A 26,593-nucleotide genomic window follows, 5' to 3' on the forward strand; every position below is an offset into this window, starting at 1 on the left:
TACAATTTATTTAGACTCATTTTAAAAAATTCTAGTCTAGATAAGAGAAAATCAGAATTTCCATTGACATATAATTACTCTTATTGTATAATTTACTATAAGCACGTAAGGTGAGTTACTATTTGTTTAGCAATTTATTAAATTTGACTTTTCAATGTGCGATTAGTTTTCAGAAAATTTTTGCTATAATATAATTCCAAAATATAATCCATAAAGATCATTAATCAACTTTATAATAAATATTCTCATCTGATATTTTTTAAATTATTTGAGGAGGGTTTCATCATGAATGAAAAAAAATTAGAGAAATTTTTGTTAGTTACTTACCAAATTAGCCAAAATGGGATTGTTAAATTTTCCCAGATAGAGGAGCAAGGTTACTCTAAAAAAGAAATATTTAGGATTATTGAAAAGTGTATCGCAAGGAATCTAATTCAAGCAGTTCACGAAACTGATGAGATTTTCCTAGACCAACGATTCACTTTTACTTATAAGGGAAGATTTTATTTAAATGCTTTGCTAGGAAACGAAGAGCTATCCTTAGTTAATACTGAAAAACCTCTCAATTGTATAGATACCTATGGAAATGTAGAAAAAATTTGCTTAGGCTTGTATGGTTATGTAGAGCGAAAAAAAGTTGATTGATTGTCTGAAAATTTAGAATCATCACTAATTTTATTCTAGGAAAAATTATAAAATCAAATATATTCAAAAAAAGAAGGAAGAATAAAAGGTGCGTCGCCCCTTTTATTCTTCCTTCTTCTTTTCTTCTGCCTGCTCCTGATAAGTATATAATTTCCTATCTACATAACCTGTATGTAATAATTTCTGTGACCTTTCTCCATGAGGTTGTCCTAAAAATCTTTCATATAACCTCTTGATAAAAGGATTTTCATGAGCTTTGCGGTGTTCTTTATTCCGATCAGCAGTAAATAACCCTTCTGTCCTACTAGCATAAGCATCCCCCATTTTAGTCCAATTCTCATATCCAGCATAGACTGGTTGACCTCCTCCACCAACACAACCTCCATTTGGGCAGGCCATCACCTCTACAAAATCATAAGCGCGTTCTCCAGTCTGTAAGCGATGAATCAGCCTTCTGGCATTACCAGTTCCTCGTGCTACTGCTGCTTTAATAACCCTACCATCACCTAATTCAACCTCTCCTTCTTTAAAGTCTTTACCTCGTACCTCTTTCAATTCTAGTTTCTCAAGCTCTCTTCCCGTTAATTTTTCATAAACGGTTCGCAAAGTTGCTTCACAGACTCCACCGGTTGAACCAAAGATAACACCTGCTCCTGAAGCATAACCCATTGGCTCATCATATTCTTCTTCCTCTAAAGTAGTCAAATCTAACCCAGCTTCCTTGATCATTTCAGCTAACTCTCGAGTAGTTAAATTAAGATCAACATCCCGATCCTGTCCACTATCATTCATTTCTGGTCGAGCAGCTTCATATTTTTTAGCTACACAAGGCATTACCGAAACTGAAAATATATTTTCTGGCTCAACTCCAGCTCCTTGAGCATAATACGTTTTAACTAAAGCTCCAAAGACCTGCTGAGGAGACTTGCAGGAAGATAAGTTAGGAATTAACTCTGGGTAAAAACTTTCACAGAACTTTACCCAACCTGGACAGCAAGAAGTAAATTGTGGTAGATCGTGATCACTTTCTAATCGCTCCATCAATTCATGTCCTTCTTCCATAACTACAACATCTGCTCCAAAACAATCATCAAAGACCTTATCAAAACCTAATCTCTTCAATGCTGCTACTAATTGACCAGTTACTAAACTTCCTGTCTCCATTCCAAATAGTTCACCAATTGTAACCCTAATTGCTGGTGCTGTTTGAATTACTACATGTTTATCAGGGTTCTTCAAAGCTTGCCAAGCTTCTTCTTTATTATCCTTACCATGTAAGGCTCCTGTTGGACAGACCAAGATACATTGACCACAAGTAATACATGGCGTATCTAAATAGCTATCATTAAATGCTGGGCCAGCAACTGTTGGAAATCCCCTCTCCAATACGTCATAGATATGTACCTCCTGGACTTTGGAGCAAACAGCAATGCATCTACGACACATAATACACTTACTCGGTTCCCGTACCAATGATGGAGATAGATCATCAACTGGATATTCATTTTTTTGCCCCTGATAACTTATCTGTCTAATCCCAAACTGATCAGCTAAAGATTGCAACTCACAATTCAAGTTAGCAGCACAGGTCAAACAATCAAAAGGATGATCAGATAATAATAATTCTAGTATCGTCTTTCTATAATCTAAAATTTCTGGAGTATTAGTTCTAACTACCAGTCCATCCCTAACCTCATATTTACAAGCTGGCTGTAAATTTTGCTCATCCTCTATCTCTACAACACATATCCTACAGGCAGCCGGTTCATTTACTCCCTCTAAATAGCATAATGTAGGTATATCTATATTGACTTTATTAGCAGCATCAATTAGATTTCTCCCTTCTTCAATCTCAACTTCCTGTTCATCAATTGTTAAAGTTACCATCAAATTCCTCCTTAGACAAAATTCTAACCTTTAGAAATAACCTCAAAGGGACATTCTTCTTCACAGACACCACAAGCTGTACAATTCTCAGGATCTATCTCATAAGTTTCACCTAGTTGACCTTTAATTGCTTGAGCAGGACAAGCTGTCTCGCATTTACCACAAGCTTTACATAATTCTGAATCAATTTTGTATTTAGCTAATCCTTTACAGACTCCCGTTGGACAATAATTATCTTCTGCATGGGCCAAATACTCCTCCTCAAAATGCTCAATAGCACTTAAGACTGGATTGGGAGCAGATTTGCAGAGGCCACATAAAGCAGTCCGTTTAATTGTATGTGATATATTTTTTAACCGTTCTAAATCTTCTCTTCTCCCCTCTCCCTCTACTATCTGATCCATAATCTCCAATAATCGCTTAGTACCAATCCGTCCTGGAGCACACTTGCCACAAGCTTCATCTTGAGTAAAATCCAAATAGAATCGAGCTACATCGACCATACAGCTTGTCTCATCTAGAATGATTAGACCACCCGAACCCATCATCGAACCTACTTCTAATAATGCATCATACTCTAATGGAGTATCTAAATAATCTGCTGGTAGACACCCTCCTGATGGCCCACCAGTTTGAACTGCTTTAAATTCTTTACCTCCTGGAACCCCTCCACCAAGTTTAAAAATCACATCATGTAAACTGGTTCCAACCTCTACTTCAATCAAACCTGTATTATTAATATCCCCTGCTAAAGCAAATACTTTAGTTCCTGTACCATCTTTACTACCAAGCTTTTTATACCATACTCCACCTTCCCTTATAATAATTGGAATATTAGCTAAAGTCTCCACATTATTAATTAAGGTTGGTTTCCCCCATAAACCATCTTGAGCTGGATAAGGAGGCTTAGATTGTGGATCACCACGATAACCCTCTACTGAAGTGATCAAAGCAGTCTCCTCTCCACAAACAAATGCTCCTGCTCCAATTCTAACCTCAACATCAAAGCTGAATTGACTACCATAAATATTATCACCCAACACCCCTGTTTCTCTAGCTGCTTTAATAGCTCTTTCTAAACGTTTTACAGCTAATGGATATTCAGCTCGAACATAGACAAACCCCTGCTTTGAACCAATAGAATAAGCTCCTAGGGCCAACCCCTCTAATACACTATGAGGATCTCCCTCTAAGATGCTACGATCCATAAAAGCACCAGGATCACCTTCATCAGCATTACAGATTATGTATTTAGGGGTTTCTTGGTTCTCATACGTTATTTCCCACTTAATACCGGTTGGAAATCCTCCCCCTCCTCGCCCTCGTAAACCTGATTCTTTAATCTCTTCAATCACCTCTTTAGGTTTCAAGCTAGTTACAGCTTTCTTTAAAGCCTGATAACCTCCATGCTCCATATACTCTTCTATCTCGCAAGGATCAATCTTCCCACAATTACCTAAAACAATCTGTTTCTGGTATTTATAGAAATCCATCTCCTCTTTTTTTACTATCTTCTCTTCTGTCTCTGGATCTATGTAAAGTAAATCATCTATAATTTCTCCATTCAATAAATGCTTTTGTACAATTTGTCGTACATCTTCAGCTTTAACCTGACAGTAAAATACTTCATCTTCTTCATCTTGAGTATGAACAGTAATAATTGGCCCTTGTTCACAAAAACCAAAACAACCTGTTTGGGTTACTTTAACCTCTGCTAAAATACCCTGTTCTTTCAATTGATCTAGCAGATTTTGATAAATTGTTGGCCCACCTGAAGAATTACAGCTTGTTCCAGCACAAAGCAGTATCTCATATTTATTCTGCATTCTACCCCTCCGTTCTAATCAGCTTAGCATTTACAATTGATAATTAAAGTCAAAATATTGCTTAACTAATCTAATGTGTCACTTCGTAACACAGCCGTCAGCTGTCAGCCATGAATCGTCAGCCCAATCAAAACCTATTAATTCCCAATAAGTAAAACCATCTAAACCCAGGAAATATAATGGTTTTTAGATGTTTTAATTTTTATTGGTTTTAAATGCTCTTAACTGATAACTGAGGGCTGGCCACTGACCCTACGAGTTCTAAAATTCCAAGAACTCTCCGTAACAAAAACAGTTCACTATGTAGCACAAAAGTGCTACACTATTATAATTACTCATATTGACTCAACAACTCCGGCAATTGCTCAGGCTTGACTCGACCATGAACATCATCACCAATAATCACAACTGGAGCCATTCCACAAGCTCCAACACAGCGTGTATCTTGTAATGTAAACCTATCATCTTCACTTGTTTGGCCAGGTTCAATACCCAATTCATCATTTATTTTATCTAATATATCCTGACTACCCTTAACATAACAAGCAGTACCTGTACAGACTTCAATCGTATATTTACCTTTTTTAGTTGTTGAAAATAAAGAATAAAAACTGACAACACTATATACCTTGCTAAAAGGAATCTCTAACCTTTCAGCTATCCTCACCTGAACCCTACGTGGTAGATAACCAAATATATTTTGTGCTTGATGTAGTATAGCAATTAAATTTAAATCACCCTCTTCAGCAGCTTTAAATAAATCTTCTAACTGCTGATGTTGCTCCTCTTCTCCTCGATTAATAAATATCTCTTCAATTGTTTCAGTCGGTTGCTGATTCATAATAAAGCCTCCTGCTTATTATTTATCTTCACTTTTAATTTTATACTCTATTAAGCTAATAATCTTCCTTGAAGTTGATCTTAAGATCAATTATATGATTACATATTAATCTAACGTTTGAGCACTCTTATTAATAATATTATTAACAAGAGTGCTCAATAAAATTAAATGAAAATTATTCCTAGGAGAGAGTTAATGCCTTCTCAACATTCTATAACATATTTAACTCTTTCTCCCCACTTATCGCTTTGGAAATCTTTTTGGTTATCAAGCAAATCTAATAACTATGGCCCAGGAGGTTATAAATTCAAAGATTTTATGATTGCTGGAGCTCCACTACAATTATTACTAGCCATTGGCATTCCTCTATTTATCTACTTGTTTTGGGGCATTTAAAATAATATAAGCTAGCCTCCCAATTAATTAGGAAGCTAGCTTATATTATTTATTATTAACAAATTTGTTTTAATCAAGCTGATTTGCAGTCAGGACAGTACCCAAAAAACTCACTACGATGATGAACAACTTCTCCTCCGATTTTTTCAGCAACCTTTTGATTCATTTCTTTCTTAACCTCCATCTCTACATCCATCACCTTCCCGCAATCCAAACAACTAAAATGGTAATGATTTTCAGGGTTGCCATCAAAACGACTATAACTACTTCCATAATTTAATTCCATAAGTTCGCCCATTTCTCGCAATACATTTAAATTACGATAAATAGTACCCAAACTAATATTAGAAATATCTTTTTTCACCTGTTCATATATCCAATCTGCTGTTGGATGAGAAGTAGTACTCCTTAACACTTCTAAAATTTTCTTTCTTTGCTTGGTCATCCTTCTTTTTTTAGCCATTTTGCTCATCCTTTATAATAATAATAATAATAATAATAGTTATCAATTACATTATAACAATAATTCAGACAACTGTCAATTTAAACTACAAGTATCAGTGTGAGTAATGAGTGTCAGTTAAAATCAAGAACTTTAAAAGCTTTTAAACTAAAAGAAATTGAATTTATTAATTTTCATTCACACTATCATTCACACTATATTGTAATTAAATTTAAATTAGTAAGATTAAGTTAATTGTTAATACTAACGATTAGGAGGGATAATTATGAGTCCACAACAAAACAATAACCCAAACAAAATTGCAATTATTGGTGCTGGTGGCGTTGGAGCTACTACAGCTTATGCACTGATGATCAAAGGTATTGGTTCCGAAATTGTCTTAATTGACATTAACAAACAAAAAGCTGAAGGCGAAGCAATGGATTTAAATCATGGTTCTTCTTTTGTAAATCCAGTTAAAGTTTATGCAGGAGATTATTCAGATTGTAAAGATGCTAAGATTATTATTATTACGGCAGGGGCCAAGCAAAAACCTAATGAAAGTAGGCTAGATTTAGTCGCTAAGAATGTTGAAATCTTTAAAGAGATGATCCCACAAATCACTGAATATAATGATAATTGTATCTTATTAGTAGTCAGTAATCCAGTCGATATCTTAACATATATCACTCTTAAATTATCAGGTTTTCCTAAAGAGAGAGTATTCGGCTCTGGTACTGTTTTAGATAGTTCTCGCTTTAGATCACTACTCAGCGAAAGTTGTAATATAGCTGCTAATAACGTACATGGTTATATTATTGGTGAGCATGGAGATAGTAAAGTTGCTGCTTGGAGTCTAACCAATATAGCAGGAACTAGCTTAGATGATTATTGTCCTGTTTGTGAAGAGACTTGCACAAGAGACAGTCAAGAACAGATAGCCAAACAAGTTAAAGATGCTGCCTATAAGATCATTGAGAGGAAAGGTTCTACCTTCTATGCAATAGCTTTAGCAACTTCTAAAATAGTTCGTAGCATATTACGAGATGAAAATTCAGTTTTAACTGTTTCAACTTTGCTACAAGGAGAATATGGAGTGGAAGATATCTGTTTAAGTCTACCTACTGTTCTTAATTCCTCAGGAATCGATCGCGTTCTAACTCTAAACTTAGAACCTGAAGAAAGAGATGCTTTCGTTAAATCAGCAGAAACTTTACAAGAAGTTAGTAAAAATTTAAATCTATAAAGGAATCATAAATTCAGTCTAGAAATAATAAATGTGGTTAAAGGAGGTGACAGTTTATGAGAAAAAAAGTAGAAGAAGCTCTAGATAAAATCAGACCATCTCTCCAAGCAGATGGAGGTGATGTTGATTTAGTAGATATTACTGATGAAGGAATTGTTAAAGTTGAACTAAAAGGCGCTTGTGCTGGTTGTCCAATGTCTCAAATGACGCTTAAAATGGGTATCGAAAAGAGATTAAAAAAAGAAATTCCAGAAGTTAAAGAGGTACAATCCGTTTAAATCAATTTTTTTATGGATGAGAAAATTCTCATCCATAAAAATTTAATTTTTGATTGACAAATAAAACAAAAAATGATATCTTATTATTTGTCGCGTCGTTTTGGAGCTAATTTTTTTAGTTTCTTCTTGACATCTCTAAAAGGATTAGTTATAATATCAATTGTTGAATAAGCAAATAACTTTCATACGTCGGAGCATGGCGCAGTTTGGTAGCGCACCTGGTTTGGGACCAGGGGGTCGCAGGTTCAAATCCTGCTGCTCCGACCATTTTATGCGCCTGTAGCTCAACTGGATAGAGTGACAGACTTCGAATCTGGAGGTTGGGGGTTCGATTCCTCCCGGGCGCGCCAAAAAAACATTTAATAGTGAATATTTAATAATTAAAAATCAAAGATATAAATAATTTTGATTTGAGCTTTTAACTATTCAGTATTAAATATTATTTATTAAATGAACTTGCGGGCCATTAGCTCAGCTGGTAGAGCACCTGACTTTTAATCAGGGTGTCGGAGGTTCGACTCCTCCATGGCTCACCAAAAAACATTTAATATTGAATATGAATAATTTAAATTCCTATTTTTAATTTATTCAATATTAGATATTAAATAAGCATGCCCCCATCGTCTAGGGGCCTAGGATACCAGGTTTTCATCCTGGCGACAGGGGTTCGAATCCCCTTGGGGGTACCAATACAACTAAATCAAAGGTGCCAAGTTAAAGTTAAGCAGAGTAATATAATAAGAAAGATGTATCTACTCCAACAACGGAGAGTTTTTCCTCTTTAAAACTCAGACAGGTACCATTAAACGAATTGACAATTGATAGTTAATAATTAAAAATCAAATATAATTCTAGTGGTAATTGCGGAGGGGCAACACCTGTTTCTGACGAACATGGACGTTCTAGTGTCTTGAGTGGCACAGGATATGCCGGGTTCTAAGAACCATTTCGAACACAGCAGTTAAGTCCTCCAGCGCCGATGGTACTGCAAGGGTAGCCTTGTGGGAGCGTAGGTCGCTGCTAGAACTATTATAAAGCAATGAATAGTGAATAATTAATAGTTGAAGTTCAAGAATAAAAAGAATTTGAATTTATGTTCTTAAACTATTCAATATTAAATATTAATTGTATTTTGTGGGGACGTGGTGTAATTGGTTAACACGCCGGCCTGTCACGCCGGAGAGTGCGAGTTCAAGTCTCGTCGTCCTCGCCATTTAAAAGCAGTGGATGATGAACATTGAATAATTAATAATTAAATTCAAGAACTTAAAACTATTCAATATTAGACATTTAAATATTGAATGTATTTCTGTGCTAGCGTAGCTCAGCTGGTAGAGCAGCTGACTTGTAATCAGCAGGTCATCGGTTCGACTCCGATCGCTAGCTCCAACCTTACTGACAATTTAAAATTGATAGTTAAAATCAAGAACTTAACAGAACTTGATTTTAGGTTTTAAACTATTAAATATTATTTATTAATTAAATAAATACGGAGGGGTTCCCGAGTGGCCAAAGGGAGCAGACTGTAAATCTGCCGGCGACGCCTTCGAAGGTTCGAATCCTTCCCCCTCCACCATTTATTACAAACTGGTTATTAGACCAGTCTTTTTTTATTATACATAAAAAAAGCTAGAGCTTAAAAGCCCTAGCTAATATAATTAAATTAAATTATTAAATTCAGTCTGTCGTAAAGCCTCATATAAAACGATCGCTACAGAATTAGCTAAATTAAGAGATCTAACTCCTTCCTTCATTGGAATCCTAACACAGTTTTCGGCGTGCTCTTCTAGAATACCCTCAGGAAAACCAGCAGTTTCTTTTCCAAAAATTAAAAAATCACCACCCTTATACTCTACATCAGTATAATGCTTTTCAGTAAAATTAGTAGCGAAATAAAAATTATGGTCAGCATATTTTGAAAATAACTCTTCCAAGCTATCATAATAATGAATATTTAATTTATCCCAATAATCTAAGCCTGCTCTTTTTACAGCTTTCTCATCAGTAGAAAATCCTAATGGTCTAATCAAATGTAAATCAACTTCTGTACAAGCACAAGTCCGTGCAATATTTCCCGTGTTAGGTGGTATTTCTGGTTGAAATAAAACTACGTTCATAACTTTTCTCCCTCCATCTTCACCATATTAAATTATAGTTTTGAGTTGATTAATATCTTCTTCACTGTAGACTTCAATTCCTGCTTCTTCTAAAATTGCTGTCGTAACCCCTACCCCTTCTTCCTTAGTAGCACTAAAGTTTCCATCATAGATCAATTTAGTCCCACAAGAAGGACTAAACTCCTTTAAAATTGCCAACTGACACTCTTTTTGCTTAGCAATAGTAAGTACTCTGTTGGCTCCAGTAATAAAATTCGAAGTAAGATTCTTCCCTTTCTGATTAACTACCTCAGCTTGCTTGTTTAAGACATCCACTCCATCTCCACCAATAATTTCTGCTGGAATACGGGGCGTTGGTAAGCCACCAAGTTCTTCTGGACAGACAGAAACAACTTCTTCTTCTTTTAACAAATCAGATAGCTCTTGATGATAATTATTTCCACCACTATATTTACAATTTTTCCCCAGTAAACAAGCACTTACTAGAATCATTTCTTTTACTCCTTATTTTAGCCATTTTTTTGCTTCCTCTAAATCATTAAATTGTTTCAATTGAACATAATCTTGATATCCTCTACTCCATAATTTAAATTTAAAATCAGAAAATAATTTATCTAAGACTAAAGCAATCTTCTCTACTTCAATTTCTGTTAAATATTGAATAAAAATATCAAACTGGCTTTCTCGTAAGTCAACCTTCCTAAGATCTAATAATAACTTTTGTTTATTCTTTCTTCGTTCTAATAACTCTTCAACCTGATTACATATATCTTTTGCTTCACCTTCGTTTATAATTTCACCTCCTTTAATAGCTATCAAATTATTTTCATAGTGTAACTTATGCATTTCTGCTCCTCTCCTTTATCTTCCTCTTTGTATATTTATTCTTAACTTATTAATTTCGTGTTATTTAATCTAGAAAAAGAGCAGCTATTAACTGCTCTTGACTCTTAAATGGAGAGGTAATAATTTATCTTTGTCCAGTACAATCTCGTAATCATAAGCTGCCTGACTGAACTTTTTCTCGGCTTGATTTAAGGGCAGCCCTTTCAATTCCATTTGTTGAAGATCTCCTTCTCCTACTTCTTCTTTAATTAAATTATGTAAATAATGTACTGCTTGTTGTCTAAAACCTAGCAATCTTGCTCCTACCACATCTGTTGCTACTGGATCGGTACCTGATACAACCAAATCAGCATTGACTGGTTTACCTTTAGATGGGCCAGTCCCTACCATTCCTTGATCACCGCTTAAAATAGTCAAATCAATTGGAACCAATTTACCCATTGCAGTAATAAACTGATGTAGATCTTCATGAATTCCTTGTCCAGCCTTAGGAAAACCGTGTAGTTCAGCAGGGGGCCAAGATAATGCTACATTCTTAATCCCTAGCGAAACAGTGGCTTCTTCATGGTGCTTAATCTGAGTATAAGATATCAAAAAATCTGTTTCAATTAATAACTTATTTAACTTGATCGTCCCAATTTTATCATGTTCAAGATCAAATTCCAAATAAGGGCCATAATTGAGATCGATATATTCTACCTCTTCTTGCTCAATAATATCTTGATATCCAGTCTGTTTTAATACATCAGTCGTCTCTGCACCCCCTGAACCAGCTGCTACTACAATTCGAGCTGATGATTGTTCTTTAACATATTGAATCAATTTCTGTAAAGAATTAGGGCCAACAACAGTTCCCGTCTCTGGAGCATTAGTATTAACCCAATTTGGTATTATCGTCACCGTCTCTTGTTGCTGTAATTTTGCTAGTTGCTGATCTATCTCTAATAGATCGAGTAAGTTATAGATTACATCTCCTTCTATTCCCTCACCTAAAGCAACCTGTGGCTGATTAACTTTTCTATCCCTTAACAATTTAACCCCTCCATTAAAGCATTTAATATCTAATATTTAACATTTAATAATTGAAATTCAAAACCGATTTCATTAATTATTCTTCACTATTGGGTATTAAATATTCATTATTCACTGCTCTTCAACTGTAAACTATCATTCAAATCACCCTTCAAGCTCTTCGAACCTTTCGTGATGAAAAAAATCCACTCTTAAATTTTTTCTATCTATTCAATACCGCCGAGTTTTTATAAACCAAAAAACCTCTCCATGAACCACTGATAACTTACTGCTTTAAAATTACAGTTTCCTACTAGTGGCTCTTCAATATTTATTATTCATTACTCTTTAATTATTCAATATTCACTATTCATTATTAAATGTATTCTATCACTCCACAAGCCAACCTTGGCCCTGCTGCTCCTGCTGGTTGAGTACGAAAGTCATTAGGATGCTGATGGATAATAACTGACCTACCCACTATTTCATCAACTATAAAACGATTAGTAAAGACTGTCATCTTAGCATAACCATTATTAGAAAAGAGATTCGGGAGATCTCCTGCATGATTACCATGGGGTTGATCATCTGGATCATAATGCCCCCCTGCTTCTTGAAAAGGATCTTCAGGATCACTGGCTGTACAGTCTCCAAACTCATGAACATGAAATCCATGCGGGCCAATTGGAGGTCTGTCATTTGTTGCTGGTTGATAAGGAGGCAACCCCCTAACCTCAACTGAAACCATGGTTCCTCCTACTACCGGTCTAAAGTAAATAACCCCTCTAATCTGTGGTGCCAAAGGGCCTCCCCTAATGTTGGCCCGAGCCACTCGTCTTGATCTCCAAACCCCTCTCATTCTGCCCATTTTTTATTATCCTCCTCTCTAGTATTTAAGCTACTAATATTTATATTCTAGCTCAAATTAAAGAGTGTCAGATGAAAAACAAAAAACTTTAATTTTTTTGTTTTTTTTGTTGACATTCTTAAGTATTTTAGTTATACTAATAACTGTCGTCAGAAATAAAAGTACAAATTAGTGTCTAGTGACTAGTAATTAGTAATTAATAAAATTTTATATAATATAACGTGGACCCGTAGCTCAGTTGGTCAGAGCCACCGGCTCATAACCGGTTAGTCGGGGGTTCAAATCCCTCCGGGTCCACCATTAAAATTTGACAATTAAATTTTTTTATCCTATAATCGCTAATAGGTGCTACCCACTATTTCCAATAATAGTGGTCTTTTTGATCATACATATTCATTTCCATAATCAACTCATCCTCTGAGTTTATTCATTTCCTAGTTAATCTTAATCTGTTTTTTTAATTTAATAGTCAGCAATAGTCAAATAAATAAATTTGATTTAGTAACTTAATTAACTCATAAAATGTTTTGTCGTTACTGATTTTTAAAAAAGGAGGGTCTAAAATGAACCAATCTTTTTTGAAACATAAACAAAATATTTTGCGAGGAATATCTATTATCTGTTTATTTATAATTTGGTGGTTATTAGCTGAATTTGGTCTCCAAAGTGATTTATTGGGCTTTGATACTACACGTTGGCCAACAGCATGGCAGGTAATTCAAGCCGGTCATAGCCTACTTACTCAACAACTATCAACTATGCTTAGACATATTGGTAATTCTTTATATCGAGTCTTAGTTGGCTTTCTTCTAGCTGCAATTTTAGGTGTTCCCTTAGGTTTAGGCATTGGTTGGAATCAAATCATCAGAAATTTAACATTTCCTATCATTGAAATTCTGAGACCGATTCCACCTTTAGCTTGGATTCCAGTAATTTTAATTGCTTTTGGAACCAATACTACCATGATCTTTATCACTTTTATTGGTGCTTTCTTTCCAATCGTCTTAAATTCAATTCTAGGAGTTCAATCGGTAGAAGAAGTTGAGGTTCGTGCTGCCGAAAGCTTAGGTGCTGATGAAATAAGGCTCTTTAAAGAAGTTGTAATTCCTAAAGCTCTTCCTTCTGTTTTTACTGGCTTAAGTGTTGGAATGGGGATTGCTTGGATTTCAATTGTAGCTGCTGAAATGATTGCCGGAGATTACGGCTTAGGCTACTTCGTCTGGTCTATGTATAATACCTTAAATTATTCCCATGTAGTAATAGGTATGATCTTACTAGGTCTTTTAGGTTATCTTTGTAGTACTCTCATTCGTTATTTAGGAGCTAAATTAACCCCTTGGACCAAATTTCAGGGAGGTGACAAATAACTATGATTGAATTTAAGAATGTGAATAAAATCTATCAAACACCTGACGGTGAACCATTTCCAGCTGTCAAAGATATATCTTTAACAATCAACGAAGGAGAATTTGCAACAATACTTGGCCCTAGTGGTTGTGGGAAATCTACTTCTTTAAAGATGTTAGCGGGTTTTGAAAGACCTAGTTCTGGAGAAGTCTTAATTGATGGTTCTCCAATTGAGGAACCCAATAGCAAACGTGCAGTAGTCTTTCAAGATAATAATGCTCTATTTGAATGGAAAACAGTCAAAGAAAATGTGATGTTTGGCCCTTTAGCTTGTGGTAAAAAAGAAGTAGAAGCTGAGGAAATTGCTAAAAAAAATCTCGCTTTAGTAGGCTTATTAGATCATTCTGAGCAATACCCTACTCAACTTTCTGGCGGGATGCAACAAAGAGTCTTGATTGCCCGTGCTCTAGCTAATAATCCTGATATTTTATTAATGGATGAGCCCTTTGGCGCCCTTGATGCTTTAACTAAAACATTATTACAAGAAAAATTACTTGAAATCTGGGAAGAGTCAGATGTAACTATCTATTTTATTACTCATGATGTAGAGGAGGCTGTCTTTTTGGGCCAATCCATTCATGTTATGACAGCACATCCTGGTTCTATTAAACAAAGTTGGGAAAATAATTTATCATATCCTCGCGACCTTGAATTAAGGGAATCTGAAGAATTCAGAAACCTTAAAAATGAAGTTTTAGAAGCAATTTATGAGGAGTCAGTAACTGCTTCTCAACAAAAGTTCGCTCAAACCATTTAATTTAATCTACTCTTTTCTTCTATTAGTTAGTTAACATTACTATCTAAAGGAGGGATTATGATGTTTAACCTATTTAATAAATCAAGTTTGTTATTAAGTTTAATCTTAATTGTAGGATTATTACTTACTACCGCTGGTTGTGGAGCACCTGCTGAAGAAGAGTTAGGTGTTGCTTTTCAACCCCACTACTATCCTGCTGTAAGTGGTATTTTAAGTAATAACCAAGAAATTGATACTTTGGATCATGAAATTACAGTTGATTATAGTAGTTACTTATCAGGTTCTGATATGATCAGTAGTATGATTGCTCAGGATCAAACAATCGGTTATATGGGAGATATGCCTGGTTTAGTAGCTGCAGATAATGAACAATTGGAAGGTGTAATTATTGCTAAAGATGTCTGGTCTCCAGGTGCTACAACTTCAATTCTCACTCGCGAAGGTGAGTTCGATTCCATAAAAGACTTAGATGATTCAGATATAGAGGTCAGAGTTAATCAATATAGTTATTCACACCGTTTTATCCTTCATGTAATGGAGGAGGAAGGATTTAAAAATCTAAGCACAGATAATCTATTAGATGGTTCTCCTACTACTATGTTAACTCAATTAGAAAATGGTGACATTGATGCAGCTGTTGTGTGGGAACCATTCGTATCTGAAATATTAGAGCGAAGCAGAGAAGTTAATGATTTCGAGGCAGAAGTTTTGGCAAGTGGTCAAGATTATCAAGATTTTGAAGATCTGTCAGTAGTAGTTGCTCATCCAGATACTTTAGAGAATAATCCACAAGCTGTCGTTGCTTGGCTAAAGAACCATTTAAAAATGCAAGAGATTATTAATAATCAACCAAAAAGAGCTGTTGAATTACTATCTGAACCACATACTTCTTACTCTAATTGGATTGCTAAAAGAAGCTTAGATACTTTTGGTGAAGTCAATGCTTCTTTATCCGATAGAGATATGGAAGTTTTAGCAGATGGTACTTCCTTCTTACAAGAACAGGGTATTATTTCAGATGATTTCAATTTAGAAGAGCAGGTTGATCTGTCCTATTTAGAAGAAGCACTTAATGAGTTAGAAGAATAAATTCCTTTTATAATTTTTATTAAAAAATTATTTATAACCCCATAATTTTCTTAACATTTAAGAAGGAACATAGGATTAATCCTATGTTCTTTCTATTTATAAGTTAACTAAAATCTTTAGGAGGAATTAAGATGTTAGTTATCCTATTTATCTGTTCAATCTTGATTGGATTATCGATTGGTATGATAGGAATTGGTGGAGTATTTTTGACTCCAACATTAATCTTATTACTTGAACTGCCAATTTCAACTGCTATGGGAACCTCTTTAGCTACTTTTATCGGCACTGGGTTATTGGGAAGTTATATCTATCATCAGGAAGGCAATATTGACTGGCCTGCTGCTTTATTATTAGGTAGTACTAGCATTGTTGGGGCAATAATTGGCTCTCAAATCAATTTAGCTATTTCTGAAGAAATATTACAATTAATTTTAGCTATCTTTCTAGCTTTGGTTGGTTTTAGTATATTTTTGAGAAAAAAACTTCCTATCCTAAATTCTAATTACTCACCTCAACTAACTACTAAACTAAATAAGATAACCTTTTCTTTACTTGGGGTTAGTGTCGGTATCATCTCTGGATTATTAGGAGTAGGAGGACCTGTTTTATTGGTTCCCATTCTAATTTTATTAGGTTGGCCAATGTTAACAGCAGTTGGCGTCAGCCAAGTAGTCAGTATTTTTGCAGCAGTTTCTGGAACAATCAACTACTTGCTAACAGGTAATGTTAGAATTAGATTAGCAACCTTAATCCTAACTGGAGAATTAATCGGCGTCTTGAGCGGTGGTTATTTGGCCCACCGACTCAATAATAAACATCTTAAATTAATCTTAAGTTGCTCATTAATTGGGCTCAGTATTTACTTTTTATAAATTTTTAGGCTATCTTGATATACAGTGGCACTTTTCGTTCATAAAATAATGTGTTTTTGTAGGGGTGACTCTCCGTGGTCGCCCGTGATTTAACATGGGCAGGCACAGAGACCTGCCCCTACAAATATCATTTCTACCCGCCAAATCAAAAGTGCCACAATATTATAATAAAACATGAATTCACTCTATATTTAATACCCGATTACACTGTTCATCACACAGATTACAATCTTTTTTATTATCCTCTAAAGCTGGCTCTCCTTTTATCTCTTTAATCAAGCTCATAGTCTCTTTTATTTGCTCTTCTTCACCTTCAATAGCTAAAGTGATTGCTCCAGTTGAGCCACCAACCCCTCCAGCAGCAATCTGCTCTGATTTAACTCCAGTCAAAATCTTCAACGCTTCTAACTCAGTAACAATCTTACCATTACTAATTGGAATTAAGCCCACTTTCATTCCTAATGAGTAATCAATCCGCTCAATTCCTACCATCTTACTGGCTTGTTGGACTGAATTTATTCTCTTTTCTAAACTAACTGGAATAATTAATTGAGAACCTCTAGCTAATAAAATCCCTAATGAAGAACCAACCGTTCCCCCTTCACAATTAGCTGCTAATACTCCTGCTACTCCCTGAGCATCAAAAGCATTGGCCCCTTTAATAAAGACATCTTGATTTCCGAAAGAATCTAAAAATTTCAACCAATCTTCTTGTTCTTGACCTGCTTCTAGAGTTAAAGGCTCAATTCTTTGTTCTGGATCAGTAACACAAGGAAGACCTTGATTTATAGTGCCTGCTGTATAATAGCCTTTTCTTAATTTCTTACCTGTCAGCTCTTCTACTATATAACCATTAGTCGTTCCTCCAGCTATAATAATTTTATGCTGCTTTAAAGCCCTCTTTACTTCTGGCAACTCCTTAACTCCTTTAGCAATCAATCGCTTTGATTCTGGGACTGTTAAAGTGAATGTTGCTAACATAACTTACCCACCCCTCCCTATATTGAATTAGCCATCTCTAAAATATTAATATTTTTTATAACTTTTACTAAATGGAGTAAAAGCCAAAGAAGCAAGCTTTAAATGTTGTTTTGCAAAAGGTAAACCAATAATAGTAATTCCAAACACAACCGCTAATATCAAATGAGTTAAAGCAGTCCAAATTCCTCCAAATAATAACCAGACCAAATTCATCACTAATGATAACAAGCCGGTAGTCTGGCTAGTAGGAACAATTCGTTTTCCAAAAGGCCAAGCAGCTACCCAGGATAGCTTTATGACTTGAATTCCAAATGGAATCCCTATAATCGTTAAGCATAATGCAATCCCCCCTAACAAATATTCCAGCAAGATTGCCCAACCACCCAATATAAACCAGAGTAGATTTCCTAGAAATTTCATTTGTTTCTCCCTTCTATACGATAATTAATTACTAAAAATTATAGATTTTTAACTCCTATTATTATTATAACATAATTAAATTAAAAAAGTAGGGGCCAATATACAAAGCCCCTATCTCTTATTTAACCTTTAAAACTTATATTCTAGCTTTACTCCAGATAAGTAGCTACAATCTCTCCAAAATAGAGCATATGATAATCATCTTGATTATCTTCTGAGTACCATTTTGTCTGGTAATCCTTCTTCAATTTACCAACGTCCATCTCTTGTCTAAATTTAACCTGACATTCATAATGTAATTGACAACCTTTAATTAGCGGTACATCCACTTTTTTACCAGGTATAGTTTTCAAGTTACATTCCTTAAACTTATCATAATCACGCCCTGACTCAGTACCACAAAAGTTAAGTTCCTCGTTCATCTTCTCTCCCAGTGGAATACTAACTGTGAATTGCCCACTCTCTGCAAGCAGTTGATATGTATGACGAGATTCTCTCACCAATACCGTAAAGATAGGTTTGGCCCAGATGTAACCAATACTTCCCCACCCAATGGTCATTGTATTTATTTCACCTTCAGCTTTAACCGTCAAGAAAGCTCCTTTAGATAATCCAGCCATAGCTTCTTCTAAATACTCATTATAACTTATTTTTTGCAAACTATCCCTCCTTTATTGATAACTTAAGCTTAAGTTTGAAGCTAAGCCAACCATTAGAAAAATAAAGATTTAGCTCTTACTTAAACTTAATCTCAAACTAAAACTTAAATGATCTTTATTCATTAACCCCGATAGTTAGTACCTTATCCCACCAATTTTCTATCAACAGCCTGAGCAACCCGCTTCAATTCCATAGTTAAATCACCGAAACCTTCTGGTAATAAAGACTGTTGTCCATCACATAAAGCCTCTTCAGGTCGTGGGTGGATCTCCACAATAACCCCATCTGCTCCAGCAGTAATTCCTGCCTTAGCTAAAGGGCTTACTAAACTTCTCTTACCAGTTCCGTGGCTGGGATCAATAATGATTGGTAAGTTAGTAACTTCTTTAATTAAAGCAATTGCATTTAAATCAAGAGTATTTCTCGTGGCAGTTTCAAAAGTTCTAATCCCACGTTCACATAAGATTACTCTTGGGTTACCATGAGAAATAATATACTCTGCTGCTAGTAACCACTCCTTAATTGTAGCAGCATATCCTCGCTTTAACATCACTGGTGTATCTATCTGACCTAATTTCTTTAATAGCCCATAATTTTGCATATTACGAGATCCAATCTGTAAAATATCAGCATACGAATTGACCAGCTCTAAATCTTCTGAATCCATAACTTCAGTAACAATCTTAAGACCCGTCTTCTCTCTAGCCTCTGCTAATAATTCCAGCCCTTTTTCACCTAACCCTTGAAAGCTATGTGGAGAAGTGCGAGGCTTGAAAGCACCACCTCGTAAAATCTGACCTCCATTCTTTTTAACTTCCTCTGCTGTTTCTAATAACTGCTCTCTACCTTCCACAGCACACGGGCCAGCCATAACTACCAACTCTTTACCACCAATTTTCAAATCATCGCCTATCTTAATCACATTATGCTTATTCTCTACTCCTAAACTACTCAGCATTACAATCAACTCCCCTTTAATAATTTACAATCAACATCTAAACAAAACAAATAGAAAAAACCTACCTTGCCATCCTCATATAGGACGAAACAAGATAGGTTTAAGTTCCGTGGTACCACCCTAATTGGCCATTAATATTGACCCACTAGTTTGAATAACGATTTGTTTACCGATATAACTTACTAAAAAGTTCAGTTATACAGCTCCAGAGCGAAATTTCAATTAAAGTTCCTTAGAGATGTTCCCAGCCGATGACATCCCCTCTCTACAAGAAAAGCCTTCAATTTACTTAACTCCTTCTTCGCTTTTAAGTTATTTATTTGTTCGAGTAATCATTATTGTTTATGTTGCTACCCATTTTAACAGTTGAAATTTAATCTGTCAAGAGCAATTTTATATTTATAATATACTTTTGATTATTGAACTGTTTGTTCGACCCCTTTTACTTCTTGTAAAGTCAAAGAAATATCAGCAGTTTGATCACTAATATGCTCCAAACTATCAAGTACTTCTAAATAAATAATACCTGCACTAGGGATACAAATTTCTTGACCTAGCCGCTCTAAATGTTTATCTCTATACTTTAATTCTAACTCATCCATCTTTTCTTCAACAGCAATAATCTCATCAACCAATGCTAAATCACCTTCTTTTAATAACGAAATGGTCTTTTCTAATAAATTAAAGATGATTAAAAAACTTTCTTTAAGACTCTGCTCTGCTTCTTCAGAAAAAACAATTTTATCATTTAAATCATGTAGCACTAAATCAGAGATCTCATCAGCATCATCTGCTATACTTTCTATGGCATCAATTATTGCAAAATACATATCAATCGTTTGTACATCAATTCTTGATAATTTAGCTTGGGGAATTCTAGTCAAAAATACCAATAACTCTTCTTCTAATTCATTAATAATCTCTTCTTTAGATTTAACTGTTTCAGCCAACTCTCGATCTTTATTTAAAAATGCATCGGCAGCATCTCTGACCATATCACGAGAGATTTCAAACATCCTAATTACTTCATTACTGAGTTGGTTAACAGCAACACTGGGAGTCTCTAACATTCTTCCATCTAAATAACTCAAGCCACGCTTCAGAGACATATCCTCTCCTGGAACAATATGTTCAACTGCTCGAACCATAAAACCAACAAAAGGCAACCATAATAAAGTATTTAAAATATTAAAAATCGTATGCGTATTAGCAACTAACCGAGTAGGAGTAGTTGTAAAACCAAAGAGTTCAGAAACATTAATTAAAGCCACCTCAATCGTTGCTGCAAAATCAGGAATTATATATAATAAGGCCAGCACAACAAGTGAGCCTAATACATTAAAGATAAAGTGACCAGCAGCTGCTCGCTTAGCATTAATACTTGCTCCAATAGCAGATAAAATTGCTGTTACAGTTGTTCCAATATTACTCCCTAAAATAATCGGAATTCCAGCTTGAAAACTGATAGCCTCTACTGCAAAAAGTCCTAATAAGATCCCCATAGCAGCGGTACTGCTCTGAACAGCCACTGTGGTTACTGCTCCAATTAGAACTCCTAAGATTGGGTACTGGGCAAATCTCTCCATTAGATCGAAAAAGACAGGCGAATCACGCAATGGTCTCATAGTATCACTCATTACATTCATCCCTAAAAATAGAATTCCAAAACCTAATAAGACCTGACCTAGATACTTGATTTTTGGTTTTTTCGCAAATAAATGAATAAAGAAACCAAGAGCTATAAAATGAAAAGCATAACCTCCTAAATCAAAAGCAACCATCTGAGCTGTAATTGTAGTACCAACATTGGCCCCCATAATTACCCCAATTGATTGGACTAGAGTCATTAAACCAGCATTCACAAAACCAACTACCATTACACTGGTTGCACTACTACTTTGAACAATAGATGTTACACCTGCTCCTACTAAAACCCCCATCACTCGATTCGTCGTCAAAGCTGCTAATAAGCTCTTAAGTTTCTTTCCAGCCGTTTTCTGTAAGCCTTCACTCATCTGTGTCATCCCATAGATGAACAGACCTAAACCACCTAAAAAAGTAAAGATCATTTCACCAGACAAAATAAAACCTCTCCCCTCTAAAGACTCTTATAATGCCAAACTAAGTAATTACTTTTTATTCAACTTCTCAAGTGCTAATCTTAATTCTTCCTTGACTTGCTTATCACCTTCAACCTCTAAGGCTTGTCTTAAATCTTTAACTACTTCAACATCTCCAATTTCAGCTAAAGCCCAAGCAGAATGTGCTCTAACTATCGGTTTAGAATCAGACATCCCATCTTTTAAGTCAGAAATAGCCCGCTTATCTTTTAAATTACCTAAAATTATTGCAGCATTTCGCTGAATTGGGCGTTTACCTCGCCAATTCATTGCTGTTTTTCCAAATTGTTGTTGATAACTCTCATCTGTTAGCTTTAATAATGGAGTCACTAATGGCCTAGAAGTTAAAGCCTGTGGTTTGAATTCAACATGATCACCTGTAATTGCATCTTGGTTATGAGGGCAAACTTCTTGACATGTATCACATCCCCATAGCCTAGTTCCCATCTTTTTTCTATACTGATGATCAATATATCCCTTACTTAAAGTTATATAACCTAAGCATTGATTACTATTTAACAGATAACCCTCCTTTAAAGCTCCAGTTGGACATGCCTCAATACATCTTTTACAAGAACCACATTTATCTTCTAGTGGAGAATCAATTTCTAATTCTAAATTGGTAATGATTCCTCCTAAAAAGATCCAGGAACCGTATTCTGGATGAATAATACTACAATTCTTACCCTGCCATCCAATTCCTGCCCGCCGGGCCAATGCCCGATCTACTGTTGGCCCAGTATCAGCAAATTTAACTGCCTCAACCTGCTGACCTGCTTCTTGTTGCAAAAACTCAATCAATAATTCTAGCTTTTCTCCTAATACCTGATGATAATCTTTTCCCCAAGCGAATCTAGCTATCCTTCCTCTTAACTCAGTTTGATAGCCTTGATTATTATAATCTTTAATAGAATAAGCCATTGCCACAACAATTACTGAGCGAGCACTAGCCAAAACTGCTCTAGGATCTGTAATTAACTTTAAGTCATTTTTCACAAAAGACGATAAATAATCTTGCTCCTTTAAATCTTTAATTAACATTTCTAATTTTGGAAAAGAATCAGCAGTTGTAACCTTTATCTCATCTAAACCAATTTCAACAGCATATTCCTTCAAACAAGTAGTTAATTCCATCTTTTCTTCCCCATTTCTTATTTTAGCATAATTTTCGACAAAATAAAAGAGGCAGAAGTACTGCCTCTTAAGAATTTATTACTAGCCTTACTAAAAACTAAACTTCTACAATAGCATCAGTTGGACAACTCTCTAGTGCATCTTTAGCTTCTTGCTCTATATTATCAGGCACTTCATCTGTAATCGCTTCAGCTTTATCATCATCATCCCAGTCAAAAACTGCTGGAACCTCATTAACGCATATCCCACAGCTAATACAATCATCTTTTTCTACTTTTACCTTCATTAACAATCCCTCCATTTACTTAGATTTAGATATAGTATTACCTTTTTGGATTCAATTATTCATTACTCAAACTCACAGTTTCAAAGAATAATTCATAAACTGAAAGTAATCACTTGCATAAGAAAGGAGGTAGTTATGTTTAGCACTAATTTCAATCAACAAGTTAGAAAAGAAGTTATCGGACTCAATACCAAAGTATCCGTCAGCAAAAATCGCTACTTACAGTACATAAACTTTGATAATGCTGCTAGCACCCCTAGTTTCAAACAAGTTTTTAAAAAAATTGAAGACTTTCTTAGTTGGTATTCTAATGTCCATCGAGGAACAGGATTTAAATCTCAAATTTCTTCAGAAATTTATGAAAAAACTCATCAAGTAATCGGTAATTTTATGGGAGTTGATTTGAAAAAAAATACTATTATCTTAGTCAAAAATACTACTGAAGCAATTAATAAGTTGGCTAATTCATTACAACTGAGTTCAGAAGATATTGTAATTACTACCTTAATGGAACATCATTCTAATATACTTCCCTGGCGTAATAAAGCTCAAGTAGTTTATTCCGATTTAACATCTAGTGGCCACTTGGATTTAAATGATTTAGAAAAAAAACTAAAAAAACATCAAAAAAAAGTTAAATTAGTAGCAGTCACTGGAGCTTCTAATGTAACAGGAGTGCTCAATCCGATTTATGATATCGCTAGGTTGGCCCATCAATATAATGCTAAAATCTTAGTCGATGCAGCTCAACTTGCTCCTCATCGTCCAATTAATATTAAGCCTAATCATTCTCCTGAACATATAGATTATTTAGCCTTTTCAGCTCATAAGATGTATGCTCCCTTTGGAACGGGAGTCTTGATTGGCCCTCAGGAAACATTTCAAAATCAACCACCAGATTATTCTGGAGGAGGAACAGTCAAATCTGTTACCCTAGATGATGTGATTTGGGCCAACTTACCTGATAAAGAGGAAGCAGGCACTCCTAATATTATTGGAGCAGTAGCATTACAAGAAAGTATTAAGACAATTGAGCAACTAGGCTGGCAAAATATAATTAAAGCAGAAAAAGAATTGATCACTTATACATTAAAAAAACTACAACAACTCCCCAAAATTAAACTATATGGTCTAAATGATCTAAAGAATCCCTCTAAAAACGTCGGTCTTATCTCTTTTAATATTAAACCACTGCCTCATTCACTGGTCGCTACAATTTTGGCCCATGAAGCAGGTATTGGAGTCAGAAGTGGTTGTTTTTGTGCTCATCCTTATGTTCACCAATTATTAAATTTAACTTCAGCTGAAATTAAAAAATTTAAAGAAGAGATTAAAAAGAATAACTTTTCCACTAGCCCCGGTATGGTAAGAATTAGCTTTGGTTGTTATAATACTAAAAAAGAAGTTGATCGCTTAATTACAACTTTAAAATCAATTATTGAACGGATAACTATCAACTTTGCATTTTCAACTCAATATAGCCTTAACCCTAAAACCGGAGAATATTGCCCTAATAATTCAAGTTTTCAAAAAAAGAGAAAGAACTAAAGTTGAAGCTTTAGTTCTTTCTCTTTTAAATTATACTTCCTTTAATTTTGTTCATTTAATTTTAGGTTTGCTTCTATTACATTTCACAATTGAACCCTATTAAACTCAACTTTATTAAAAAGCCTATCTCGTTGTTGATAATTAAATAAAATAGTCGTTAAAGAATCATCAACATCTTTACTTGGCTCTTTGATTACTTCTAATATATCATACTTAAAGGTTTCAATTTGAATCTTTCTTCTAATCTTCCTTGCTGAATATTCAGCTAAATTTGGAATAACTTCTTTTACCCTCTTTTGATCTGCAGTGAAATTTCTGAATTTTTGATCATAATCTTCAACCTCATATTTATCCAAAAATTCTGGTAGATTAACCCTTCTTCTTCGTAATAAATAATCGAACTTTAAAATTTCATTGAATAAATCAGATCGTTCCGAACAGTAATCTTGATAAAACTCCTGTAAAATCTGATATAATGATTCTAAATTATGAGAATAACGGTAATACCCTTTCCCTTCCCAAAAATCTGCTAAATCTGCCCATAATGAAAAAGGAGCTTGATAGAAGTTTTGTTCTATAAATTTTAAACTATGATCAAAATGATGAGTATTAAAGAATGTTTCCAAAACCTCTTCTACCATCTGCAATTGTAATAGCTCTTGATAACTCAACCAGTTATTCTTTAAAACTTGATAAGGTGGTGTCTTCAAATAAAGGTAACCATACTCCTCAGCCATCTCCCTCAAACCTGATCCCTTTAATAACTTTAAAAATCCTAACTGCAATCGCCCAGGCTGTAATTGATAAACATCATTGAAGGAGTTAATAAAAGTTCTATAGTCTTCAGCTGGTAAGCCAGCAATTAAATCTAAATGCAAATGAATATTTCCTGCTGCTTGCAATTTTTTCACAACTTCAGCTAACCTATTAAAATCGACCTTACGATCAATCAACTCCAAAGTCTTTGGATTAGTACTTTGAATTCCAATCTCAAATTGGAAATAGCCGGAGGGTACATCTTTTAAGAAATCAAGAATCTCTCCACTCAATAAATCAGCTGTGATCTCAAAATGAAAATTCAAATCAGAATCACTAGGCTTATTTTCTACCAAAAATTCAAATATTTCAAGAGCACGCTTTTGATCACAATTAAAGGTTCGATCAACAAATTTAACCTGCTTGACATCTGCTTCAATTAATTTCAATAGCTCCTCTTTTACCAGCTCTAAAGGAAAATATCTAACCGCTGATAATGTCGAAGAAAGACAGTACTGACAATTAAAAGGACAACCTCGGTTAGTTTCAAAATAAACTATCTTATGTTCTAACCCTTCCAAACTCAGATAAGGTGACGGTACTTGATCAAGTTTTAGTAATGAACGAGGTTCATTTTTAATTACTCCTTGTTGACTGCGATAGACCAGACCAAAAACTTCTTCACAATTTTTCCCAGAGGTTAAGTCCGTCAATAATTGTTGAAAAGTCTCTTCTCCTTCACCATACACAAGATAGTCAATCTCTTGATGCTGTTCCATTAAAAGAACAGGATCATAAGATACCTCTGGTCCACCTAAAACGATAAGTAACTCTGGTTTAACCTGCTTTAAAATCTTAACAACTTCTAACACTTTATCTATATTCCATATATAGCATGAAAAACCGACTAAATCAGGAGCTTGTTTATAGATTTCTGCTGCAATATAATCACTTGCTTGATTGATCGTATATTCTGCTAAATTAATCTCGAACTCTTCTTGACAATAGCTCTTTAAATACCTTAATGCCAAAGAAGAATGAATAAATTTTGCATTTAATGCTGTCAACAGTATCTCCATGAAATTAAAACACCTCTTTTACTCTTAGATATTGTATATATTTCTAGATTATAATTTTATAACCTTCTTTATTGATCAGCTAAACCATTTTTTAGTTTAATATTTTTTTACAGCCCTCTTTAT

26 protein-coding genes, 8 tRNA genes, 1 rRNA gene and 1 other annotated feature are annotated in these 26,593 nt (G+C 34.7%); of the genes, 18 read left to right on the forward strand and 17 right to left on the reverse strand.

Annotation, left to right across the window (positions count from 1 at the left end):
• Positions 1–285 precede the first annotated feature (285 nt).
• On the forward strand, positions 286–645 hold the full coding sequence (locus tag ACKF5P_RS09825) for a hypothetical protein (RefSeq protein WP_408955027.1): 360 nt from the start codon (positions 286–288) through the stop codon (positions 643–645).
• A 102-nt stretch (positions 646–747) separates the two neighbouring features.
• Here ACKF5P_RS09825 and ACKF5P_RS09830 read toward each other — a convergent pair whose 3' ends face one another.
• The 3 genes from ACKF5P_RS09830 to ACKF5P_RS09840 form a co-directional block, all read right to left on the reverse strand.
• A complete protein-coding gene (locus ACKF5P_RS09830; RefSeq protein ID WP_408955028.1) occupies positions 748–2,532 on the reverse strand; it encodes an NADH-dependent [FeFe] hydrogenase, group A6 in 1,785 nt (594 codons plus the stop codon).
• A gap of 23 nt (positions 2,533–2,555) precedes the next feature.
• Positions 2,556–4,358 carry an NADH-ubiquinone oxidoreductase-F iron-sulfur binding region domain-containing protein gene (locus ACKF5P_RS09835; protein WP_408955029.1) on the reverse strand — a complete coding sequence of 601 codons (1,803 nt, stop codon included), beginning with the start codon at positions 4,356–4,358 and terminating at the stop codon, positions 2,556–2,558.
• Positions 4,359–4,689: 331 nt separating this feature from the next.
• The gene (locus tag ACKF5P_RS09840; RefSeq protein ID WP_408955030.1) at positions 4,690–5,199 is read right to left on the reverse strand and encodes an NAD(P)H-dependent oxidoreductase subunit E; all 510 of its coding nucleotides are present in this window, start codon (positions 5,197–5,199) and stop codon (positions 4,690–4,692) included.
• Positions 5,200–5,394: 195 nt separating this feature from the next.
• Between ACKF5P_RS09840 and ACKF5P_RS09845 the strand changes: the two genes are divergently transcribed.
• Positions 5,395–5,595: a hypothetical protein gene (locus ACKF5P_RS09845; RefSeq protein ID WP_408955031.1), complete on the forward strand. Its 201-nt coding sequence runs from the start codon at positions 5,395–5,397 to the stop codon at positions 5,593–5,595.
• 73 nt (positions 5,596–5,668) lie between these two features.
• On the opposite strand, the gene ACKF5P_RS09850 is transcribed toward ACKF5P_RS09845, so the two are convergent.
• Positions 5,669–6,067 carry a Fur family transcriptional regulator gene (locus ACKF5P_RS09850; RefSeq protein WP_408955032.1) on the reverse strand — a complete coding sequence of 133 codons (399 nt, stop codon included), beginning with the start codon at positions 6,065–6,067 and terminating at the stop codon, positions 5,669–5,671.
• Positions 6,068–6,323: 256 nt separating this feature from the next.
• On the opposite strand from ACKF5P_RS09850, the gene ACKF5P_RS09855 reads away from it, so the two are divergent.
• From ACKF5P_RS09855 to ACKF5P_RS09900, 10 genes are all read left to right on the forward strand, one after another.
• The gene (locus tag ACKF5P_RS09855; protein WP_408955033.1) at positions 6,324–7,283 is read left to right on the forward strand and encodes an L-lactate dehydrogenase; all 960 of its coding nucleotides are present in this window, start codon (positions 6,324–6,326) and stop codon (positions 7,281–7,283) included.
• 56 nt (positions 7,284–7,339) lie between these two features.
• A complete protein-coding gene (locus ACKF5P_RS09860) occupies positions 7,340–7,561 on the forward strand; it encodes a NifU family protein (RefSeq protein WP_408955034.1) in 222 nt (73 codons plus the stop codon).
• Between the two features lie 190 nt (positions 7,562–7,751).
• Positions 7,752–7,828 (forward strand) — tRNA-Pro (locus ACKF5P_RS09865).
• Positions 7,829–7,834: 6 nt separating this feature from the next.
• A tRNA-Arg gene (locus ACKF5P_RS09870) sits at positions 7,835–7,911 on the forward strand.
• A 110-nt stretch (positions 7,912–8,021) separates the two neighbouring features.
• A tRNA-Lys gene (locus ACKF5P_RS09875) sits at positions 8,022–8,097 on the forward strand.
• A gap of 77 nt (positions 8,098–8,174) precedes the next feature.
• Positions 8,175–8,250 (forward strand) — tRNA-Glu (locus ACKF5P_RS09880).
• A 212-nt stretch (positions 8,251–8,462) separates the two neighbouring features.
• Positions 8,463–8,587, forward strand: a 5S ribosomal RNA gene (gene rrf / locus ACKF5P_RS09885).
• Positions 8,588–8,697: 110 nt separating this feature from the next.
• A tRNA-Asp gene (locus ACKF5P_RS09890) sits at positions 8,698–8,774 on the forward strand.
• 100 nt (positions 8,775–8,874) lie between these two features.
• Positions 8,875–8,950 (forward strand) — tRNA-Thr (locus tag ACKF5P_RS09895).
• Positions 8,951–9,052: 102 nt separating this feature from the next.
• A tRNA-Tyr gene (locus ACKF5P_RS09900) sits at positions 9,053–9,137 on the forward strand.
• A gap of 82 nt (positions 9,138–9,219) precedes the next feature.
• Here the strand turns inward: ACKF5P_RS09900 and trmL are convergent.
• The 5 genes from trmL to ACKF5P_RS09925 all read right to left on the reverse strand — a co-directional run bounded on the left by trmL (position 9,220) and on the right by ACKF5P_RS09925 (position 12,403).
• Positions 9,220–9,678: a tRNA (uridine(34)/cytosine(34)/5-carboxymethylaminomethyluridine(34)-2'-O)-methyltransferase TrmL gene (gene trmL / locus ACKF5P_RS09905; protein ID WP_408955035.1), complete on the reverse strand. Its 459-nt coding sequence runs from the start codon at positions 9,676–9,678 to the stop codon at positions 9,220–9,222.
• Positions 9,679–9,705: 27 nt separating this feature from the next.
• Positions 9,706–10,170, reverse strand: coding sequence for a DUF523 domain-containing protein (locus tag ACKF5P_RS09910; protein WP_408955036.1), 465 nt, complete (start codon positions 10,168–10,170; stop codon positions 9,706–9,708).
• A 12-nt stretch (positions 10,171–10,182) separates the two neighbouring features.
• Complete coding sequence (locus ACKF5P_RS09915; RefSeq protein ID WP_408955037.1) at positions 10,183–10,524, reverse strand: STAS/SEC14 domain-containing protein; 342 nt, start codon at positions 10,522–10,524, stop codon at positions 10,183–10,185.
• An 87-nt stretch (positions 10,525–10,611) separates the two neighbouring features.
• Complete coding sequence (locus tag ACKF5P_RS09920; RefSeq protein WP_408955038.1) at positions 10,612–11,556, reverse strand: DUF362 domain-containing protein; 945 nt, start codon at positions 11,554–11,556, stop codon at positions 10,612–10,614.
• A gap of 355 nt (positions 11,557–11,911) precedes the next feature.
• A complete protein-coding gene (locus tag ACKF5P_RS09925) occupies positions 11,912–12,403 on the reverse strand; it encodes a superoxide dismutase family protein (RefSeq protein ID WP_408955039.1) in 492 nt (163 codons plus the stop codon).
• A 223-nt stretch (positions 12,404–12,626) separates the two neighbouring features.
• On the opposite strand from ACKF5P_RS09925, the gene ACKF5P_RS09930 reads away from it, so the two are divergent.
• The 5 genes from ACKF5P_RS09930 to ACKF5P_RS09950 all read left to right on the forward strand — a co-directional run bounded on the left by ACKF5P_RS09930 (position 12,627) and on the right by ACKF5P_RS09950 (position 16,528).
• Positions 12,627–12,703 (forward strand) — tRNA-Ile (locus ACKF5P_RS09930).
• 263 nt (positions 12,704–12,966) lie between these two features.
• Positions 12,967–13,770 carry an ABC transporter permease gene (locus ACKF5P_RS09935; protein ID WP_408955040.1) on the forward strand — a complete coding sequence of 268 codons (804 nt, stop codon included), beginning with the start codon at positions 12,967–12,969 and terminating at the stop codon, positions 13,768–13,770.
• Positions 13,771–13,772: 2 nt separating this feature from the next.
• Positions 13,773–14,567 (forward strand): ABC transporter ATP-binding protein, encoded by a 795-nt coding sequence (locus ACKF5P_RS09940; RefSeq protein WP_408955041.1) that lies wholly within the window; start codon positions 13,773–13,775, stop codon positions 14,565–14,567.
• Positions 14,568–14,627: 60 nt separating this feature from the next.
• Positions 14,628–15,656, forward strand: a complete 1,029-nt coding sequence (locus ACKF5P_RS09945; RefSeq protein WP_408955042.1) for an ABC transporter substrate-binding protein — start codon at positions 14,628–14,630, stop codon at positions 15,654–15,656.
• Between the two features lie 131 nt (positions 15,657–15,787).
• Positions 15,788–16,528, forward strand: coding sequence for a sulfite exporter TauE/SafE family protein (locus tag ACKF5P_RS09950; RefSeq protein WP_408955043.1), 741 nt, complete (start codon positions 15,788–15,790; stop codon positions 16,526–16,528).
• 180 nt (positions 16,529–16,708) lie between these two features.
• On the opposite strand, the gene ACKF5P_RS09955 is transcribed toward ACKF5P_RS09950, so the two are convergent.
• From ACKF5P_RS09955 to ACKF5P_RS09985, 7 genes are all read right to left on the reverse strand, one after another.
• A complete protein-coding gene (locus ACKF5P_RS09955) occupies positions 16,709–17,509 on the reverse strand; it encodes a hypothetical protein (protein ID WP_408955044.1) in 801 nt (266 codons plus the stop codon).
• A 45-nt stretch (positions 17,510–17,554) separates the two neighbouring features.
• Complete coding sequence (locus tag ACKF5P_RS09960; RefSeq protein ID WP_408955045.1) at positions 17,555–17,929, reverse strand: YccF domain-containing protein; 375 nt, start codon at positions 17,927–17,929, stop codon at positions 17,555–17,557.
• Positions 17,930–18,078: 149 nt separating this feature from the next.
• Entirely contained in the window at positions 18,079–18,588 is a 510-nt protein-coding gene (locus ACKF5P_RS09965) for a flavin reductase family protein (RefSeq protein ID WP_408955046.1), read from the reverse strand.
• A 143-nt stretch (positions 18,589–18,731) separates the two neighbouring features.
• Positions 18,732–19,547, reverse strand: coding sequence for a 3-deoxy-7-phosphoheptulonate synthase (aroF, locus tag ACKF5P_RS09970; protein ID WP_408955047.1), 816 nt, complete (start codon positions 19,545–19,547; stop codon positions 18,732–18,734).
• Between the two features lie 77 nt (positions 19,548–19,624).
• Positions 19,625–19,858, reverse strand: a binding site (T-box leader).
• 105 nt (positions 19,859–19,963) lie between these two features.
• On the reverse strand, positions 19,964–21,628 hold the full coding sequence (locus tag ACKF5P_RS09975) for a Na/Pi cotransporter family protein (protein WP_408955048.1): 1,665 nt from the start codon (positions 21,626–21,628) through the stop codon (positions 19,964–19,966).
• A 48-nt stretch (positions 21,629–21,676) separates the two neighbouring features.
• On the reverse strand, positions 21,677–22,801 hold the full coding sequence (queG, locus tag ACKF5P_RS09980) for a tRNA epoxyqueuosine(34) reductase QueG (protein ID WP_408955049.1): 1,125 nt from the start codon (positions 22,799–22,801) through the stop codon (positions 21,677–21,679).
• Between the two features lie 97 nt (positions 22,802–22,898).
• Positions 22,899–23,087, reverse strand: coding sequence for a ferredoxin (locus ACKF5P_RS09985; RefSeq protein WP_408955050.1), 189 nt, complete (start codon positions 23,085–23,087; stop codon positions 22,899–22,901).
• Between the two features lie 135 nt (positions 23,088–23,222).
• Between ACKF5P_RS09985 and ACKF5P_RS09990 the strand changes: the two genes are divergently transcribed.
• A complete protein-coding gene (locus ACKF5P_RS09990; protein WP_408955051.1) occupies positions 23,223–24,635 on the forward strand; it encodes an aminotransferase class V-fold PLP-dependent enzyme in 1,413 nt (470 codons plus the stop codon).
• 83 nt (positions 24,636–24,718) lie between these two features.
• Here ACKF5P_RS09990 and ACKF5P_RS09995 read toward each other — a convergent pair whose 3' ends face one another.
• Positions 24,719–26,470: a B12-binding domain-containing radical SAM protein gene (locus ACKF5P_RS09995; protein WP_408955052.1), complete on the reverse strand. Its 1,752-nt coding sequence runs from the start codon at positions 26,468–26,470 to the stop codon at positions 24,719–24,721.
• Between the last annotated feature and the right edge of the window lie 123 nt (positions 26,471–26,593).

The organism is Natroniella sp. ANB-PHB2, from assembly GCF_046097105.1.
Classification (GTDB): Bacteria; Bacillota; Halanaerobiia; order Halobacteroidales; family Halobacteroidaceae; genus Natroniella.

What these genes read in the sequence shown, in the direction of transcription:
- ACKF5P_RS09825 (WP_408955027.1), top strand. Translation starts at nt 286, where the DNA reads ATGAATGAAAAAAAATTAGAGAAATTTTTGTTAGTTACTTACCAAATT.
- ACKF5P_RS09830 (WP_408955028.1), bottom strand. Translation starts at nt 2,532, where the DNA reads ATGGTAACTTTAACAATTGATGAACAGGAAGTTGAGATTGAAGAAGGG.
- ACKF5P_RS09835 (WP_408955029.1), bottom strand. Translation starts at nt 4,358, where the DNA reads ATGCAGAATAAATATGAGATACTGCTTTGTGCTGGAACAAGCTGTAAT.
- ACKF5P_RS09840 (WP_408955030.1), bottom strand. Translation starts at nt 5,199, where the DNA reads ATGAATCAGCAACCGACTGAAACAATTGAAGAGATATTTATTAATCGA.
- ACKF5P_RS09845 (WP_408955031.1), top strand. Translation starts at nt 5,395, where the DNA reads ATGCCTTCTCAACATTCTATAACATATTTAACTCTTTCTCCCCACTTA.
- ACKF5P_RS09850 (WP_408955032.1), bottom strand. Translation starts at nt 6,067, where the DNA reads ATGAGCAAAATGGCTAAAAAAAGAAGGATGACCAAGCAAAGAAAGAAA.
- ACKF5P_RS09855 (WP_408955033.1), top strand. Translation starts at nt 6,324, where the DNA reads ATGAGTCCACAACAAAACAATAACCCAAACAAAATTGCAATTATTGGT.
- ACKF5P_RS09860 (WP_408955034.1), top strand. Translation starts at nt 7,340, where the DNA reads ATGAGAAAAAAAGTAGAAGAAGCTCTAGATAAAATCAGACCATCTCTC.
- trmL (WP_408955035.1), bottom strand. Translation starts at nt 9,678, where the DNA reads ATGAACGTAGTTTTATTTCAACCAGAAATACCACCTAACACGGGAAAT.
- ACKF5P_RS09910 (WP_408955036.1), bottom strand. Translation starts at nt 10,170, where the DNA reads ATGATTCTAGTAAGTGCTTGTTTACTGGGGAAAAATTGTAAATATAGT.
- ACKF5P_RS09915 (WP_408955037.1), bottom strand. Translation starts at nt 10,524, where the DNA reads ATGCATAAGTTACACTATGAAAATAATTTGATAGCTATTAAAGGAGGT.
- ACKF5P_RS09925 (WP_408955039.1), bottom strand. Translation starts at nt 12,403, where the DNA reads ATGGGCAGAATGAGAGGGGTTTGGAGATCAAGACGAGTGGCTCGGGCC.
- ACKF5P_RS09935 (WP_408955040.1), top strand. Translation starts at nt 12,967, where the DNA reads ATGAACCAATCTTTTTTGAAACATAAACAAAATATTTTGCGAGGAATA.
- ACKF5P_RS09940 (WP_408955041.1), top strand. Translation starts at nt 13,773, where the DNA reads ATGATTGAATTTAAGAATGTGAATAAAATCTATCAAACACCTGACGGT.
- ACKF5P_RS09945 (WP_408955042.1), top strand. Translation starts at nt 14,628, where the DNA reads ATGTTTAACCTATTTAATAAATCAAGTTTGTTATTAAGTTTAATCTTA.
- ACKF5P_RS09950 (WP_408955043.1), top strand. Translation starts at nt 15,788, where the DNA reads ATGTTAGTTATCCTATTTATCTGTTCAATCTTGATTGGATTATCGATT.
- ACKF5P_RS09955 (WP_408955044.1), bottom strand. Translation starts at nt 17,509, where the DNA reads ATGTTAGCAACATTCACTTTAACAGTCCCAGAATCAAAGCGATTGATT.
- ACKF5P_RS09960 (WP_408955045.1), bottom strand. Translation starts at nt 17,929, where the DNA reads ATGAAATTTCTAGGAAATCTACTCTGGTTTATATTGGGTGGTTGGGCA.
- aroF (WP_408955047.1), bottom strand. Translation starts at nt 19,547, where the DNA reads ATGCTGAGTAGTTTAGGAGTAGAGAATAAGCATAATGTGATTAAGATA.
- queG (WP_408955049.1), bottom strand. Translation starts at nt 22,801, where the DNA reads ATGGAATTAACTACTTGTTTGAAGGAATATGCTGTTGAAATTGGTTTA.
- ACKF5P_RS09985 (WP_408955050.1), bottom strand. Translation starts at nt 23,087, where the DNA reads ATGAAGGTAAAAGTAGAAAAAGATGATTGTATTAGCTGTGGGATATGC.
- ACKF5P_RS09990 (WP_408955051.1), top strand. Translation starts at nt 23,223, where the DNA reads ATGTTTAGCACTAATTTCAATCAACAAGTTAGAAAAGAAGTTATCGGA.
- ACKF5P_RS09995 (WP_408955052.1), bottom strand. Translation starts at nt 26,470, where the DNA reads ATGGAGATACTGTTGACAGCATTAAATGCAAAATTTATTCATTCTTCT.